This window comes from Candidatus Aminicenantes bacterium (assembly GCA_026393795.1).
Lineage (GTDB): Bacteria > Acidobacteriota > Aminicenantia > UBA2199 > UBA2199 > UBA2199.
This window is the reverse complement of the sequence record JAPKZL010000212.1, coordinates 1-15652: the sequence shown is the minus strand read 5'-3', so window position 1 is coordinate 15652 and position 15652 is coordinate 1. Positions and strand designations below refer to the sequence as shown.

Here is a 15652-nt window from a genome sequence, read left to right as displayed (position 1 = left end):
TGACGCCGCTGCCGGCAATCACTGTTTGCCATGATTATTCCTATTATCGCGTCACAGGCCAAAACCCGGAAAAAGATTGGCTCACCCCCGATGGCTTGCGCAACGCCCTGACCAAACTGAAATTCAAATTGGTTCAGGACGATGCGAGCTTGCGGCCCGGCGACGTGGTGATCATCGGCCCGATGCACTCGGGATTCGTCAATGACCAAGGCGGTATCGACCACTACATCCAGATGAGGGAACATCCAACCGAGACCCAGTCCATATTGACCGTGGTTTCACCCTCCGAAGTCGAATTGCAGCCCACGTTTTATCGAAACTGGCCCCTGGAGAGGATCCTGAACTTTGAACGCACAATGACCCAAACCCTAAACAATATAACAACGACGACAACGCAAAAGCCTTTTGCAGATAAAAAGGTCGAGGTCTGGCGCTGGATGAAACTGATCATCCTGCCCCAGAACAAGACCCTGAAGCAGGGGGAAACGCAAATGTTCGAGGCGAAACTCACCTTGAAGGACGGCACGGTGCTCGACGCGCCGGACGGGGTCTCTTTTTCGCCGGCCAAGGAATTCAAGGCCGAAAAAACCGGGACATTCAAAGTGACGGCTTCCTATGGCGGCGACGAGACCGTGGCCAGCGTGACGGTCGTGGAGAACAAAAAGGAGTGCCCGGAAAACGAAGCCTGGGACGACGAGACAGGCAAATGCGAGTGCAAGCCCGGCTTCACCCGCAACAAGGAAAACGTTTGCGTGAAGATCGATGCGATCATCGATGAACTTTCCGAAGAAGAAACGGACGATATCTGCTCAAAAAAGGACATACAAAACTCAACCAGCCGGGTCAACGATCTGGCCGCGGAGGTGCGGGCCAATTATACCCGCTTTTTGGGCATGGCAGCGAAGTTCAACAAGGAGACGAACGACCGTGCCGCCGATCCGTGCCGCAACGGCCTGGCCGCTTACTGTTATGCCAACGCCCAGGAGATCGCCGGCGCGATAAGCGAAACCATCGCCCAGATCCAGGAAATCAGCACCGAGATCATCGTGCAACTGGGTATCTGCCCCGACCTGGTCAAAAGCATGCGCGAACAGGGCCTGGGTATCAACAACCTGGTCGGCTCCATTTCCGGAATAAACGCTATCGGCGATGACTGCGCCAGCCGGCTGGCGCAGATGCGGGGGCGGCTGGGAGAATCGGGCTGCGATGAGAATGAAGTGATCCGCCTGGGGCAAACCATCGTGCCGCCCGGGCTGGATGGCGATTTCCTGCAGGATGGAGGAGCCATGGTGGAGATCCCCGGCGACGCCGTGGACAATGAGGCCGATGGATTGCAGGACGAATCACTGCAGGGCTTGGCCGGCTACAACCTGACGGCGGTCTTGTATGATTCCGGCTCGGCCAAGGATGACAGCTTCAACCTTGCTGTCAGCGGCTACGGCAACCTGGGCACTACCCCCCGCGGCGGTTTGCGCTCCTATGGATTCAATCTTCCGCCGGGGACGTATACGGCCACGGTGACCGTCATCAGCGCTCCGGACAACTACGGCACATTCACCCTGGTGATCCTGGAAAATGGCGTCAGAATAGCCGCCGCTTCCGGCAGTCCGGCCGAAGGAGCCAGCAGCAGTCTGAGTTTCACCGTGACCGGCCATTAGCCCGGCAAAAGCAAAGTTAGCAGCGCAGCGATAGACAGCTCAGACCGCCATCCAGCTTGCGGAATTCGCTGACATCGACAACGAGGGTTTCGCAGCCCGATGCTTCGATGCTTTTTTTTGTCAGCGGAAAGCCGGCCGGGACCAGGACGCGGCCGTTGATCCACAACGAATTGGCGGCGTAGCTCTCGGCCCCTTGAACGGGGATGATTTCGAATTTGGACAGCAGCTCATGGTTGAGAAATTCGCCGCAGGCCAGCAGGCGGTTCTCATGCAGATAGGCGATGCCGGTTTTCAAATGCAGGACATGGCGCAGCGGCACCAGGGTCGCTGCGTAGCCGTTTTTTTTCAGAATGACGGCCAGTTGTTGCGCGCCGCTCTCGTTGGTCCTGGCCGAGACGCCGATGAAAAAATGGTTTTCGGCGCGTAGCACATCTCCCCCTTCCAGGGTCCCGGGGGCGACGATGCATTCCAGCCGATCGTAAAACGTCGCCAGGGCTTCGGCCGCGGCACTTTCCTCGCCCCGGCGGCTGGGAGCTCCCGAGCGGGCGATGACCGCCACCTTCTCAGCAAGCACGGCCGTGTCCTCGATGAACACCGAGTCGGGGTAATCTTCATCGGCCGCCAGGACGGTCACGGCCAATCCGCAAAAGCGCAGCGCCTCAGCATAGGCGGCGTGCTGGTTCAACGCCCTTTCATAATCGGGGAGACCGAGCCCCCCAAGGGGACGAGCGCAACCGCTCAGCCCGGCGCTGGACAGGCCGTGAATCAGGTTGCGACAGGGTTTCTTAAGCAATGCCCGGGTGAACAATTTTCCGCTCCTTCCATATTTGTCCATTACTTATAGCACACTGCCAGCGGAATTCAACCGTGTTGCCGTTGTTCCGGCAAACAATTTTTTGCCCAGTGATTGACATGCCCCGTGATTTGTTGTATCCTTGCGCTCTACTGCCATGTGCAAAAAATCATTTTTTAAGCACATCATGATCATGCCCGGCCCGGATCGGGTGCTTTTCTCTTAAAAGCGCCGATTCGGGAGACCCCGCCGCCCAGTACAAAAAATCCAATCGAAAACGGAGGATGATCATGTCCAAGCATATTCGCGAAATCAACGAAAAAATAAAAAACCAAACCGTGCGCGTGGTCGCGGCCGACGAGATGACCCGGATCGTCAAGGAACTCGGCGCCGACCGGGCCGCGGCCGAAGTCGACGTGGTCACCACCGGCACCTTCGGAGCCATGTGTTCGTCCGGGGTCTGGCTGAACTTCGGCCATTCCGACCCGCCGATGAAAATGACGCGCGTGTGGCTCAACGACGTCGAGGCCTACGCCGGCGTGGCCGCCGTCGACGCCTATCTTGGCGCCACGCAAAGCTCCGAAACCCTGGGCATGGAGTACGCCGGCGCCCATGTCATCGAAGACCTACTGCTGGGCAGGCCGGTCGTGCTACGCGCCGTCTCCTACGGCAGCGATTGCTATCCGCGTAAATCGTTGATCACGGAAATCGCCCTGGCCGATTTGAACCAGGCCCTGATGAGCAATCCGCGCAACGCCTATCAGCGCTACAACGCCGCCGCCAACTCCGGTCCCCGGGTCCTGCACACCTACATGGGCAAGCTGCTGCCCGGCTGCGGCAACGTCAACTTCTCCGGGGCCGGCGAGCTGTCGCCGCTGATTAATGACCCCGACTACTCGACCATCGGCATCGGCACGCGCATTTTCCTGGGCGGCGGCATCGGCTATGTCACCGGTTCCGGAACGCAGCACAACCCCGGCTCCCGGTTCGCCACCCTGATGGTCCAGGGAGACCTGAAGGGGATGTCGACCGAATTTCTCAAGGCGGCGCTGTTCCACGGCTACGGCAGCTCCCTGTACGTGGGCATCGGCATCCCGATTCCGGTTCTCGACGCCGGCATCGCCAAAAACGCCGGCATCAGCGACGGCGAGATCGAAACCGACATCATCGATTACTCGACCCCCTCGCTCAGCCGGCCGGTTCTGGCCCGCTGCAACTACGAGCAATTGAAATCAGGGTCGGTGCGGATCGGAGAGCGCGACGTCCCCTCCGCCCCGCTGGCCAGCAACGCCAAGGCCAGGCAGGTCGCCCTGACTTTGAAAACGTGGATCGAGACCGGCCGCTTTCTCTTGAGCGAACCGGCCGCCGCGCTCCCCGCCCAGGGCTCGGCACATCCCCTGCACCTGCGTGAACCGCAGGCGCGGCCAGCGCAGTTTTACCGCCGCCAGCCGCAAGTCTCCGAATTTCATACCACGCCCTATATCTCCTGGAATGAGCGGCTGTGCATCTCCTGCGGCCAATGCCTGGGCATCTGTCCCGAGCGGGTCTATCGCCATGACGCCGATTGGCAGGTGACGGCCGAACTGGAACGTTGTTGCGGATGCGGCCAATGCGAAAAGGTCTGCCCGCGCGACGCCATCGTCTTTAAATAAAATGAAACATGATATTGTCCGGCGCCAGGTCCGCCTGAAAGAAACTTTTGCCACAGTGATCGCCGCGGAGTGTCACCAGGATTTGGCCGGACAATCGATCGCCGCCAGCCGGAGCGCGATCGAGGCCTACATCGCCCGGTGTCCCGAATTCCGCACCGCGCTGCAACCGCTGGCGGTTGAAGCCGGGGCGCCGGCAATCATCCGGCGCATGGCCGCGGCCGCGGCCCGCGCCGGTGTCGGCCCCATGGCCGCTGTGGCCGGGGCCATCGCCCAGGAGACGGTCGAGGCGTTGGTTGCGGCCGGCGCCGCCCATGCGATCGTGGACAACGGCGGCGATGTCGTCCTTTTCATCGACCGGCCGGCAACCATCGGCATCTTCACCGGCCCGGCCCGGATCCGGGATATCGCCCTACGCTTCGTGCCGCGGCCCGGCATTTTTTCGGTCTGCACTTCGTCGGGAACCGTCGGCCATTCGCTTTCATTCGGCCGCGCCGATGCCGCCATTGTCATCGCCGGCGACGGCTACCTGGCCGATGCCATGGCCACCGCCCTGGGCAACCGCATTCGCAGCGGCTCGGAAAATGAAATCGAATCGGCAATCCGGGAATCGCTGCTCGAGGGGGTGGAAGGGCTGCTTGTGGTCGCCAGCGATTACCTGGGAGTGGGCGGTGAATTGCCGGAAATCGTGCGCACCCCGGTGGGAGCGCAACTTGTCAGTCAAGGTTAGAGCCCTGCTGGGATAGGAGGAGAACATGAAAAAAATCAAAGTCGCCATACTGGGGTGCAACGGGCTGGTCGGCCGCCAATTTGCCCGGCTGCTGGACGATCATCCTTATTTCGCCTTGGCCTGTTTGACCGCATCGCCCCGTTCCCAGGGCAAACGCTATAGCGAAGCTGTCGTCCACGGCTCCGAGCCGACCGTCGGCGAAAAAACCGCCTCGATGCTGATCCGTGAAACCTCGACCGCCGCCGTGATGCAAAGCGGGGCCCGCGTCGTTTTTTCCGCCCTCCCGGCGGCCGTCGCCAACGATCTGGAGCTCGAGTTGCGCCGGAACGGCGTGGCGGTCTTCAGCAACGCCAGTTCGCACCGCATGGACCCCTCGGTGCCGCTGCTGGTCCCGGAGGCGAATGCCGAGCACCTGGAGCTGGCCAGGGAGCAGTTGCGGGAATTCCCCGGCTTCATCGTCACCAATTCCAACTGTTCGGTGGCAGGGCTGGCCCTGGCCTTGAAGCCGCTGACCGCCTTCTCCCTGCGCGCGGTTGTCGTCACCACCTTCCAGGCCGTTTCCGGGGCCGGCCAGCGCGGCGTCGCCGCCTGGGACATCCTGGGCAACGTGGTCCCCTACATCGGCAATGAAGAAGAGAAGGTAGAGCGCGAAACCAAAAAAATCCTGGGCCGGCTGGCCGCAGGAAGGATCCAGGACAACGAACTGGATGTATTCCCATCCTGCAGCCGCGTGCCGGTGCGCAACGGCCACTTGCTGAGCGTCAGCGCCGAATTTCCCGGGCCGGTCCGGGAGGAGGCGGTGGCGGCGGCATTTTCCGGATTCCGTGCCGAACCGCAGCAAATGGCGCTGCCGACCGCGCCGCGGCAGCCGCTGCTGGTTCTGCAGAACCCCGATCGCCCGCAGCCGCTTCTCGATGTCCATGCCGGCGAGCCGGAAAGGGCCAGGGGCATGGCGGTCAGCATCGGCCGCCTGCGCTGTTCGGGAAACCGCTGCAGCTTCTTCCTGCTGGTGCATAACACGATGCGCGGAGCGGCCGGGGGCTGCGTGCTGAACGCCGAGCTGGCGCTGAAAAGAAAACTGCTCAAAAGGAGGTTGAAATGATCACGGTAATGAAATTCGGCGGCGGCTGCTTGCGCGACGGCGACGCTTTCCTGAAGGTGGGCGCGATCATCAACGGGAAAAAGCGCGCCGTGGTGGTAGTGTCGGCCGTCTCCGGCGTCACCGAACAGCTTATCGTTGCCATCGAGAAAGCAAAGCAAAGTGAAAAGAACATTCCCGGCATCATGAGTTCTTTGGCCGCCAGGCACCGGGCGATCGTCGACGACCTCTGCCGGCCGGGCCGGCGGAAGCGTCGCCTGCTGGCCTCGCTCGCTGCGCAGCTGGCCCAGGTGCGCCGGCTGCTGACCGGCATCGCCTATCACGGCGACCTGACCCCGGCGGTCCGCGCCAGGCTGCTCAGCTACGGCGAACGGCTGGCGGCGCGGCTGCTGGCCGGCATGCTCGAGGGCCGGGGGCGCAAGGCCCGGGCCCTGGACGCCCATCTGGCCGGCATCCGCACCGACGACAACTTCGAGAACGCCAGCATCGACCGCGAGCGCACCCGGAAAATCCTGGGCGCCAAGGTCGCTCCCCTGCTGCGGCAGGGCATTCTCCCGGTCATCAGCGGCTTTTTCGGCCGCGGCGCCAACGGCGCCATCACGCTGCTGGGCCGGAATGGATCCGACTACAGCGCCGCCGCCGTCGCCTACGCCGTCAAAGCCAACCGCCTGGAGATCTGGAAGGACGTCGACGGCTTCATGAGCGCCGACCCGGCCCTGGTCGAGACGGCGCGCCAGCTCAAACGCATCTCGTTCGCCGAGGCGGCCGAACTCTCCTATTTCGGCGCCCAGATCCTCCACCCGCGCACGGTGGAGCCGCTGGCCAAGACGAGAACCCGGGTGTTCATCCGCAACCTGAAACGGCCGGAAAGCCCGGGCAGCGAGATCGTCGCCGGGCGATCGGGCCGGGAGGAGGACGTGGCCAGCATCACCACCAACCGGAAGCTGGCCAACATCCGTGTCCACGGCGCCGGCATCGGATCCAAGCCGGGCTTGCTCGCCGGGATCAGCTCGCAGCTGGCCGCCGTTAACATCAACATCCATTCCGTGCTGACCTCGCACACCTGCATCAACCTGCTGATCGACCCCGCCGACGCCCGCTGCAGCCTGCAGCGGCTCAAGGCGCAGTCCAACGGCGTCATCGAAAGGATCGATCTCGAGGAGCATCTCGCCCTGGTCGGGGTGGTCGGCGAGAAGATCATGGAAAAGGAGGGGATCTATGCACGGATATTCACCGCCGTGGCCCGCGAGAAGATCAACGTCGAGATGGCCGCCGCCGGCGCCTCACCCGTCGCCTGCTATTTCCTGGTCAAGCGCGGCGACCTGGACCGCGCCGTGCGCGCCGTCCACGACGAGTTCTTTCCGTGACATTTCCCCTAGATTGAAAGCTGATATTGATATGGCTGCCTATTTTTCTTTTTTTAAGCGCCGGAATGCCTCGTAATAGACGATCATCTCCCGGCGCGGGCCGATGGCGATCACCTTGACAATTATTTCGCTTTCCAGGATTGTGTAGACGATGCGGATCTTTTTTTTATCGGCATACAGCTTGTAATACCCGGTCAAATCGATGCCGGCCTTGTTGCCCAGATGCTCGCCCTTGTAGGGATTGCTTTCCAGCTGTTTAAGAAGCTTGGCGACCTGGATCTGCCGGCCACGGTCCAGGCGGCGGAAATCGTCCCGGGCCTCATCGATCAGCAGGACGTCATAGCGCTTCGTAGCCAATCTTGCTTTCCTTCAACACGTCCCGCAGCGAGTGGGTCTTGGACGAACGCTTCCTCTTATCCACCATTTCGGCGATGTCCATCACTTCGATCCATTCGGTGATCTCTTTCATCGTTTCGTAGGCTTCGACCGGCAGGATCACCGCCTCGATGCGGTTGTTCTTGGAGACCACGGCGCGCTCCAGCGACTGATCCTGGAGCTTCTCCAGGATGGCGCCGAAACGCTTGGCCGCCTCGGTGGCGGAGAAAATTTCGTTGCGCGCGTAAGCGATCATTATATTACTCCCGATTATCCGTATAATTATACTAATGCAATTTTTACTATTTGTCAACATCGATTTATCAACAAATCAACAAATTAAAGGGCAGGGGCAAAACCAGCGCCTATGCCCGAATAAAATAACAGATATAATTGATTTATTTTGTTTTTTTTGTAGGGGCGACCGGCCGGTCGCCCCTACACATTATTACTTTTCCCCGTGGTCGATGTCGTCGGGGAGCTCGTTAACGTCCTTCTCGCCCTGAAAGGGGAAATGCTCGGCGAGCAAGCGGCCGCACTCGGCGATGCCGGCCTCCAGCCCCTCGTTGAACTTCCCCGCCCGGAAGTCTTCGGACATGGCGTCGACCAGCTGGTGCCAGAACTCCTGGCCGGCCTTCTGGTGGATGCCGTCGTCGCCGATCACGGCGAAGCAACGGCGCGAGGGAACGACGAAGAACAGGATGCCGTTGCGGTCCTGGGTGGCGCGCATGCCCAGCCGGGTGAAGGCTTTCGCGGCCGTGCGCTGGACGTCGCCCCAGAAATAACGCGAGACCGAAACGCGGATCTCGCCGGAGGTCTGCTTCTCTGCCGCGACGATGGCCGCCTTGATGCGGTCGTCGTCGATGATCCGGAGCAACTTGCGCTGGCTCAAGAATTTCATGGCTGCCTCCCTACCACGATCCGGAGGCGCCGCCGCCGCCCGAGCGCCCGCCGCCGCCGGACCAACCGCCGCCGCGTCCGCCACCGCCGCCGCGTCCGCCCGACAGGATCGAAAACAAAAGGTACAAGGCCAGGGAAGGATTGGTGACCAGCAGGATCAAAAAACCGATGATGATGATGCCGACGATGATCTTCTGCATCCAGGTCAGCTTGGCCGGCGCCTGGGGTTGGCTTTCCTGGCCAGCGGCGCCTTCGCCGGCAATGATCGCGACCAGGCGGTCCAGGCTTGAGCGCACGGCGCCATCGTTGTCCCCCTGCTGCAGCCGCGACACCATCTCGTCGTTGATCACGCGACCGGCCAAAGCGTCGGGGACCTGACCTTCCAGGCCGTAGCCCACCTCGATGCGCATGCGATGATCGTCGGCCATGATGAACAGCACCAGGCCGTCGTCAAGCCCACGGCGGCCGACCTTCCAGGCCTCGAAAGCCTTGACCGCCCAGTCCTCGATGGGGATGCCGCCGGTGGTTTTGCCGATATAGACGAGCAACTGGTGGCCGCTCGTCCTTTCGTAGTCCTCCAACCGGGAGTCGAATTCAGCGGCGGCGGCCGGCGAAAGAAAATTGGCTTCGTCGGTCAGCCAGCGGCTGGGGGCCGGCGGGATGGGCGTGCCGACTTCGCCCCTGGCGCCGGTTCCGCAGGCCAGGAACAGCAGCGCCCCGGCCAGGAAAGCGGGGAATATTTTCCGCAGTTTCACTTACTTGAAACTGACCTTGGGCGCGGTATCAGCCCCGGCCTGGGCTTTGAAATAAGCTTTTTCCCGGAAGCGGTCGCCGAAGAAATTGGCAATGATCATGGTGGGGAAACTCATTCTTTTGGTGTTAAAAGCCTGGGCGGTTTCATTGAAGCGCATCCGTTCGACCGCGATGCGGTTCTCGGTCCCTTCCAGCTGGACCTGCAAGTCGCGGAAATTCTGCGTGGCCTTGAGGTCGGGGTATTTTTCCACCACGACCATCAACCGCGACAGCGCCGAGGACAGTCCGTCCTGGGCCTGCTGGAACTTGGCAAAGGCTTCGGGGTTGGCGGCCGGATTCGCTCCGCCGCCCAGGGTGACCTGCCCAACCTTGGCGCGGGCTTCGGTCACGGCGGTGAAGGTATCCTTTTCAAAGGCGGCCGCGCCCTTGACCGTTTCCACCAGGTTGGGGACCAGGTCGGCCCGCCGCTGATAGACGTTTTCCACCTGGCCCCATTGGGCGAGGGCCTGCTGGTCCAGGGCGACCAGGCCGTTGTACGACCCGATGACGCCGAAAACCACGAACAAAACCAATATGACCAGGACTCCCAAACAACCCAACGCTATGAATTTTTTTTGCATCTTCAAAACCCTCCGTTTAGCAATTTTTTAAAATCATCACGGTCGCGAATGACATTTTAACCGCAATTGCCAGGGATTGCAAGGGGAATGAAATCAGGGCAGGATCCCCAGCTCCCGGTGCTTCTTTTCAATGTCGTCAGCCAGGCGCTGCAGGGCCTGGTAATCGGCCGGCCGCGGAAAGCCCTTGACCATGACCGGCTCCAGGATCTCGGCCTTGACGTTGCCCAGCTGCGCCTGCAGGATCTCCAGCATGCGCCCACCCCAGCCGAAGGAACCGATGATCGAGGCAAACTTGAATTTCGGCCGCAGGGCGTTGGCCAGGTAGGTGATGTACAAAATGGCCGGATGGGGCCCGCTGAGGACCGTCGGCGAGGCGATGACCACCGTGGCCGCGTCGACGAGCTCCTTGGCCAGCTCGCCGATATCGGCGCCGATCACGTTGCAGGGTAACACGGGAATGTTTTTCCGCATTAGGGCGCCGGTCAGGTACTCGACCATCTCGCGGGTGCTGCCGTGCATGGAAACGAACGGGATCAGCACCCGGTTGCGCACCTTGTCGGCCGTCCATTCCTCGTAGGCCTTGAGGATGAAATCGGGGTTCGGGTAGACCACCCCGTGGCTGGGGGCGATCATGTCCGGAGCGAGCGCCCGCAGCCGCTGCAGGTGCTTGGCTATGTTATTGCGGAACGGCATCATGATCTCGGCGAAATAACGCTTGGCCGACTGGTAGACATGGTGTTCGTCCCAGAGCAGCGGTTCGCTCTGGGCCAGGTGCGAGCCGAGAAAGTCGCAGGAAAAAAGGACCTTTTCCTCGCGCAGGTAAGTCAGCATGGTTTCGGGCCAATGGACCCAGGGCGCCAGGATGAATTCCAGCGTCCGTCCGCCCAGGCTGAGGCTGGCGCCGTCGGCCACGGTTCTAAAACGGTCTTCCGGGATCGCCAGCAGGTCGATCAGCATGACCTTGCATTTTTCGTTGGTCACCACCATGGCCTCGGGATAAATGGCCAGCAGCTCGGGGATGGAGCCCGAATGGTCCTGCTCGGCGTGGTTGGAAACGATGTAATCGATGCGCCGCACCCCCAATTCCTGCAAATGGCCGAGCAATTCCCCGGTCTTGCTGGGATCGACCGTGTCGATCAGGGCGGTTTTTTCGCTGCCTTCGACCAGGTAGGCGTTGTAGGTCGTGCCGTCGGGCAGGGGGATCAGTTCGTCGAACAAGCGTCGGTCCCAATCGATCGCCCCCACCCAGTGAATGCCTTTTTTTATTTGTTTAACTGCCATGGTCACTCCGCTTTAAGCCATCGTTTTTGCACAATCAATTTCCCTGCCGGCGAGTTCTCAAAATAAACGGGGACCCTGGTCAGTCCGTCACTTCGAAGGCGTCCTTGCCGGCCCCGCAAACCGGGCACACCCAGTCGTCGGGAAGGTCTTCAAAGGCGGTCCCGGCCGGAATGCCGGAATCGGAATCGCCATCGGCGGGATTATACACGTAACCGCAAATGCTGCACGCATATCGTTTCATTCGGCCTCCTTGGGTACGGCGGCAGGCCCGGCGTGACACCGGCTTGCCGGCCAATCATTATAAAAATAAAAATCGTCAATGTCAAAATTTTCAGCCGCCATCGAGCTGGCGGATCATTTTCATGATCTCCGCTTTTTGCGCCGTGTCCTGGGTGTTGCCCATCGCCAGCTCCAGGTTGTTCAGAGCCTTTTTCTTGTCACCCAGCTTGGCCGCGACCCGGGCGCTGTTGATCAGATAGCCGGAGTCGGGGCGGCTGAGCAAGGCCAATGCCTTGTCGTAATTCTCCATGGCCTGGGCGGGCTCCTTCATGTTTTCCAGGGCCAGCCCCTTCAGGTTGTAGAGCGGGGCGAAGCGGCGGTTCAGGAACAGGCCTTTTTCCGCGTAGCGCAGGGCCGCGTCGTATTTTTCAAATTTGATCTCCAGCACGGCCAGATTGGTAAACGCGTATTCCGGGGTCAGGTAGTCTTCGGCGTTGGCGGCCAGCAACAGCTTTTCCTTGGCTTGCTGGTAATCGCCCTGTTCGGTGTAGATGGTGCCCAGCAGGTTGTAGGCGTCATAAAACTTGGGGCTGACCAGGAGCAGCCGGTTAAGCGTTTCGATGGCTCGGGCCAGGTCGCGGCGATACATGTACACCAAACCCAGGGCATGCAGGGCCGGCACCAGCTCCGGTTTTTTCTGCAGCGCCTTGTGTAGCGATCTCTCCGCCAGATCGAGCTGGCCGGCGTTCAGATAACCGACGCCCTGATTGGCCAGGTACTCGGCCGAATCGGGCTGCGGCTGGCCGGGGGCCGTGCGCGGCCGGCCGCCGCCGCAGGCGAGTAAAAGCAGGATCAGGCCCAGGCAAGAATATTTTTTATTCATTTGTCCCCCTTTTTCCCCAACAGGCGGTAAACGTTGACCGGCTTGGAGATGCCGTGCAATTTTTTTTCTCCCCGCAGTTCAAAATCGAATTTCACGCCGGCGGCCAGATAGGTCGACTCGGCCACGACGATCTCGTCGCTGCCGGCCACGGACGATTCCAACCGTGAGGCGATGTTCACCGTGTTTCCCAGGACCGTGTAATCGAGCCGCTTGGGCGAACCGAAATCCCCGGAAATCAGTTTGCCGGAATGGATGCCGATGCGGACATGGATCTTGTTCTCGGCCGTCATCTGGTCGTTCATGTCCTGCAGTTTTTTCATCATCTCCAGTGCCGTGACCAGGGCCAGCTCGGCATGGTTGGAGAATTCCAGGGGAATGCCGAACAGGGCCATGATGGCGTCGCCGATGAACTTGTCCAGCGTGCCGCTGTTCTTGAAGATGATCTCGGTCATCTCGGTGAAAAAATTGTTCAGGAAGATGCCCACCTCGATCGGGGTCATTTTTTCCGCCCGCGAGGTGAACTTGACGATATCCATGAACAGGACCGTGGCCTCCGACTCCCGATAGGGCATGACCTCGCCGGTATTGGAATCCTGGAATTCCATCAGCCGCGAAACCACGGCCGGCGAATGGTACCTTTCCAGCCGGGCACGCAGCCGGCGCTCGCGGCTCAGTTTTTCCTGGCTGTTGATCCCCTCGATGGAGAAACCGGCGAAATTGGCGATGATCGACATGATCTCGAGGTCCTTTTCGCTGAAGACGTGCGCGATGCTCGAGGTGTCGACATAGATCAGGCCGTAAATGGAGTCCTTGGCCCAAATGGGAACCGAGATGGCCGAGGTGATGCCGTAAATGAAGATGCTCTTGGAGCTGTCGAAGCGCGAATCGTTGCGGGTGTTGGACGAGAGGATGGCGACTTTCTCATGGATGGCTTTCAGGGCGATGGTCTTGGAAATATTGACGATGTCGTCTTTCTTGCCCGGCTGCGCATAGGTATATTTGAGGTGGATGTCGTTCTGCTTGTCGTCGTAGTAAAAAATGAATATCTTTTCCGGGTGGACGAACTTGAAGATCAGGTCGCCGAGTTTCTGGAAGCTGTCTTCGATGTTCTGCGAGGCGATCAGGCTCTTGCCCAGATCGGTCAGCGAAGCCAGGAAGCTGGGTTCGGCGCTCTTCGCTTTCGGCTTCATCTCCGCCTTCATCAGCTGCTCGATCGGCACCATCAGGGAGATCTTCTGGTCGCTGGAGTCGCGGTAGCTTTCTTCTTTGCTGACGGTCAGGAAACTGATGACGGTCCGACCGACGGTGATCTTGTCGCCGACCTCCAGCATCCTGTGCTGCACGCGCTGGCCGTTGACGAAGCAGCCGTTGGTGCTCTTCATGTCGCTCAGCTTGAAGCTCTTCCCGGCCCGCTGCAGCTGGCAGTGCTGGCGGGAAACCGTGTTGTCCTTCAACTCGATGTCGTTTTCCGGCAGTTTGCCGATCAGCACCTTTTCCTTGGTCAGGTAAAACACCTTCTGTTCATCGTCCACCAGGTATTCTAATTTATATTCCATTCGTTCTTTAAACTCCTTTGCATCAATTCGCGGATGATACGGCGGGCATCCTGGCCGGCAAACAGCACCTGGTAGACCCCTTTCGAAATGGGCATGTCGATGGCCAGCGTCCGAGCCAGGTGATTGACCGCCTTGGTGGTTTCCACCCCCTCGGCCACCATGGGCGTCGACTGCTCGGCAACGGCCAGCGTTGCGCCCAGGGCGATTTTCCGGCCCAATTGAAAATTGCGCGACAGGCTGCCGAAGCAGGTCAGCATCAGGTCGCCGATGCCGCCCAGCCCCCAGAAGGTTTCGGCCCGTGCGCCCAGCTTGAGCCCCAGCCGGGATATTTCCATGTTGGCCCTGGTCACCAGCGCCGCCGTGGTGTTGGTGCCGTAGCCGAGCCCGTTGACCATCCCGGCCGCGATGGCCATCACGTTCTTGAGCGAACCGGCGACTTCCAGCCCCTTCAGGTCATCGGTGCGGTAGATGCGCAGGACGGCGGAGGAAAAACCGCTCTGGATTTTCTTGAGCAGCGCCTCGTTGGCGGAAGCGGCGACCACGGCCGTCGGGTGCTGGCCGGCCAGCTCGCGGGCGAACGAAGGGCCCGACAGGGTGCTCCAGCATGCCGCGATACCGGGGCCAAAAACCTCGGCCGCAACCTCCGACATGGTCTTGAGCGAATCGGACTCGAAGCCCTTGGTCAGATTGATCAGCACCTGTCCGTCCGGGCGCGCCTCCTTAAGGCGCTGCATGATGGCGCGGACAAACTTGGACGGCACCGCCAGGATCAGCGTGCCAGCCCGGCTAGTTTCCGCCTCCAGGTCGGCCACTGGCTCCAGCCCGGCCGCCAACGGAACGCCGGGCAGAAAAACGGTGTTTTCCCGTTGCTCGAGGATGGAGGTAATGATCTCCTTTTCCCGCACCCAGAGCTTCACCTTTTTGCCGAGCCGGGCCAGATAGTCGGCGAAGGCCGTGCCCCAGGAACCGCCGCCGACGACCAGGATGTTATCCATTTTTCTTCAAACTGAATTTAAGCTCATTGCCCGCCAGCAGGCGCTGGATGTTGGCGCGATGCCGGAAAACGATCAGCAGCAGCATGGCGAAGACCACCATGGCAACTTCGGCTACCTGGGTGAACAGGATGCTGAAGAACAACGCCGTTGTCCCCAGCAGCGAAGCCAGCGACACGAAGCGCGTCAGTCTCAGCACCAGCAAAAAAACCGCCAAGAAAACGAGCAGGGCGGGAAAATAAAAAACCAGAAAAACGCCGACCAGGGAAGCGACCCCCTTGCCGCCGCGAAACTTCAGGAAAACCGGAAACACATGGCCCAACAGTACGGCTAGGGCGCCCAACAGCACAAACCAGGGCAAATCGAAATGGGACCGGCCGTAGAGCACCGGCAGGGCGCCCTTCAGGATATCCAAGGCCAGGGTCAGCAACCCGGCCAGCTTGCCCTTGCTGCGCAGCACGTTGGTGGCGCCGATGTTGCCGCTGCCCTGGCTGCGGATGTCCTTGCCTTCGCTGAAATAAAAGACCAGATAACCGAAGGGGATGGAGCCCAGCAGGTAGGAAAGGACTAAAAACGAGATTTCATGGCTGCTCAAGGGGAAACTCCTCTAAAACCTTGTAGAGCGGCCCGGCCGGGGTCAGCCGGCTGCTGAAAAGCTGGAAGGATGATGCCCGGCATTCGGCCAGGAAAAGGTCGTTTTTTTCGGCCAGCAGCGCGAAAAGCTCCTTGAAATCGCCGCGGGACTTGTTGCGCCCCAGGGTGATGTGCGGGCTGAAG

General features: G+C 60.6%; 18 protein-coding genes. 5 read left to right on the top strand and 13 right to left on the bottom strand.

The window, feature by feature from the left end:
* Nucleotides 1-1658: hypothetical protein (locus NTW95_10455; GenBank protein ID MCX6557833.1), on the top strand; the 1658-nt coding region annotated here is incomplete at its 5' end.
* Between the two features lie 16 nt (nt 1659-1674).
* Here the strand turns inward: NTW95_10455 and NTW95_10450 are convergent.
* The gene (locus NTW95_10450; GenBank protein ID MCX6557832.1) at nt 1675-2466 is read right to left on the bottom strand and encodes an arginine deiminase family protein; all 792 of its coding nucleotides are present in this window, start codon (nt 2464-2466) and stop codon (nt 1675-1677) included.
* A gap of 269 nt (nt 2467-2735) precedes the next feature.
* Between NTW95_10450 and NTW95_10445 the strand changes: the two genes are divergently transcribed.
* The 4 genes from NTW95_10445 to NTW95_10430 are packed head-to-tail and all read left to right on the top strand — an operon-like array spanning nt 2736 to nt 7296.
* Entirely contained in the window at nt 2736-4103 is a 1368-nt protein-coding gene (locus tag NTW95_10445; GenBank protein ID MCX6557831.1) for a 4Fe-4S binding protein, read from the top strand.
* 1 nt (nt 4104) lies between these two features.
* Nucleotides 4105-4830 (top strand): UPF0280 family protein, encoded by a 726-nt coding sequence (locus NTW95_10440; protein ID MCX6557830.1) that lies wholly within the window; start codon nt 4105-4107, stop codon nt 4828-4830.
* 25 nt (nt 4831-4855) lie between these two features.
* Nucleotides 4856-5932 (top strand): aspartate-semialdehyde dehydrogenase, encoded by a 1077-nt coding sequence (gene asd / locus NTW95_10435; protein ID MCX6557829.1) that lies wholly within the window; start codon nt 4856-4858, stop codon nt 5930-5932.
* Entirely contained in the window at nt 5929-7296 is a 1368-nt protein-coding gene (locus NTW95_10430) for an aspartate kinase (GenBank protein ID MCX6557828.1), read from the top strand. Before asd ends, NTW95_10430 begins: the two co-directional genes overlap by 4 nt.
* Nucleotides 7297-7335: 39 nt before the next feature.
* Here NTW95_10430 and NTW95_10425 read toward each other — a convergent pair whose 3' ends face one another.
* The 12 genes from NTW95_10425 to NTW95_10370 form a co-directional block, all read right to left on the bottom strand.
* Nucleotides 7336-7653 carry a type II toxin-antitoxin system RelE/ParE family toxin gene (locus tag NTW95_10425; GenBank protein ID MCX6557827.1) on the bottom strand — a complete coding sequence of 106 codons (318 nt, stop codon included), beginning with the start codon at nt 7651-7653 and terminating at the stop codon, nt 7336-7338.
* On the bottom strand, nt 7634-7927 hold the full coding sequence (locus tag NTW95_10420) for a hypothetical protein (protein ID MCX6557826.1): 294 nt from the start codon (nt 7925-7927) through the stop codon (nt 7634-7636). Before NTW95_10420 ends, NTW95_10425 begins: the two co-directional genes overlap by 20 nt.
* A gap of 192 nt (nt 7928-8119) precedes the next feature.
* Complete coding sequence (locus NTW95_10415) at nt 8120-8572, bottom strand: TPM domain-containing protein (protein MCX6557825.1); 453 nt, start codon at nt 8570-8572, stop codon at nt 8120-8122.
* A 10-nt stretch (nt 8573-8582) separates the two neighbouring features.
* Entirely contained in the window at nt 8583-9326 is a 744-nt protein-coding gene (locus NTW95_10410) for a TPM domain-containing protein (protein MCX6557824.1), read from the bottom strand.
* Complete coding sequence (locus NTW95_10405; protein ID MCX6557823.1) at nt 9327-9944, bottom strand: LemA family protein; 618 nt, start codon at nt 9942-9944, stop codon at nt 9327-9329.
* 93 nt (nt 9945-10037) lie between these two features.
* On the bottom strand, nt 10038-11225 hold the full coding sequence (locus NTW95_10400) for an FprA family A-type flavoprotein (GenBank protein MCX6557822.1): 1188 nt from the start codon (nt 11223-11225) through the stop codon (nt 10038-10040).
* Between the two features lie 79 nt (nt 11226-11304).
* Entirely contained in the window at nt 11305-11466 is a 162-nt protein-coding gene (locus NTW95_10395) for a rubredoxin (protein ID MCX6557821.1), read from the bottom strand.
* A gap of 90 nt (nt 11467-11556) precedes the next feature.
* Nucleotides 11557-12327: a tetratricopeptide repeat protein gene (locus NTW95_10390; GenBank protein MCX6557820.1), complete on the bottom strand. Its 771-nt coding sequence runs from the start codon at nt 12325-12327 to the stop codon at nt 11557-11559.
* Nucleotides 12324-13883 (bottom strand): FHA domain-containing protein, encoded by a 1560-nt coding sequence (locus tag NTW95_10385; protein MCX6557819.1) that lies wholly within the window; start codon nt 13881-13883, stop codon nt 12324-12326. The genes NTW95_10390 and NTW95_10385 overlap by 4 nt, the downstream gene beginning before the upstream one ends.
* Nucleotides 13868-14878, bottom strand: coding sequence for an NAD(P)-dependent glycerol-3-phosphate dehydrogenase (locus NTW95_10380; protein ID MCX6557818.1), 1011 nt, complete (start codon nt 14876-14878; stop codon nt 13868-13870). Before NTW95_10380 ends, NTW95_10385 begins: the two co-directional genes overlap by 16 nt.
* Nucleotides 14871-15470: a glycerol-3-phosphate 1-O-acyltransferase PlsY gene (gene plsY / locus NTW95_10375; GenBank protein ID MCX6557817.1), complete on the bottom strand. Its 600-nt coding sequence runs from the start codon at nt 15468-15470 to the stop codon at nt 14871-14873. The genes NTW95_10380 and plsY overlap by 8 nt, the downstream gene beginning before the upstream one ends.
* Nucleotides 15457-15652: RNA 2',3'-cyclic phosphodiesterase (locus NTW95_10370; protein ID MCX6557816.1), on the bottom strand; the 196-nt coding region annotated here is incomplete at its 5' end. The genes NTW95_10370 and plsY, both read right to left, overlap by 14 nt.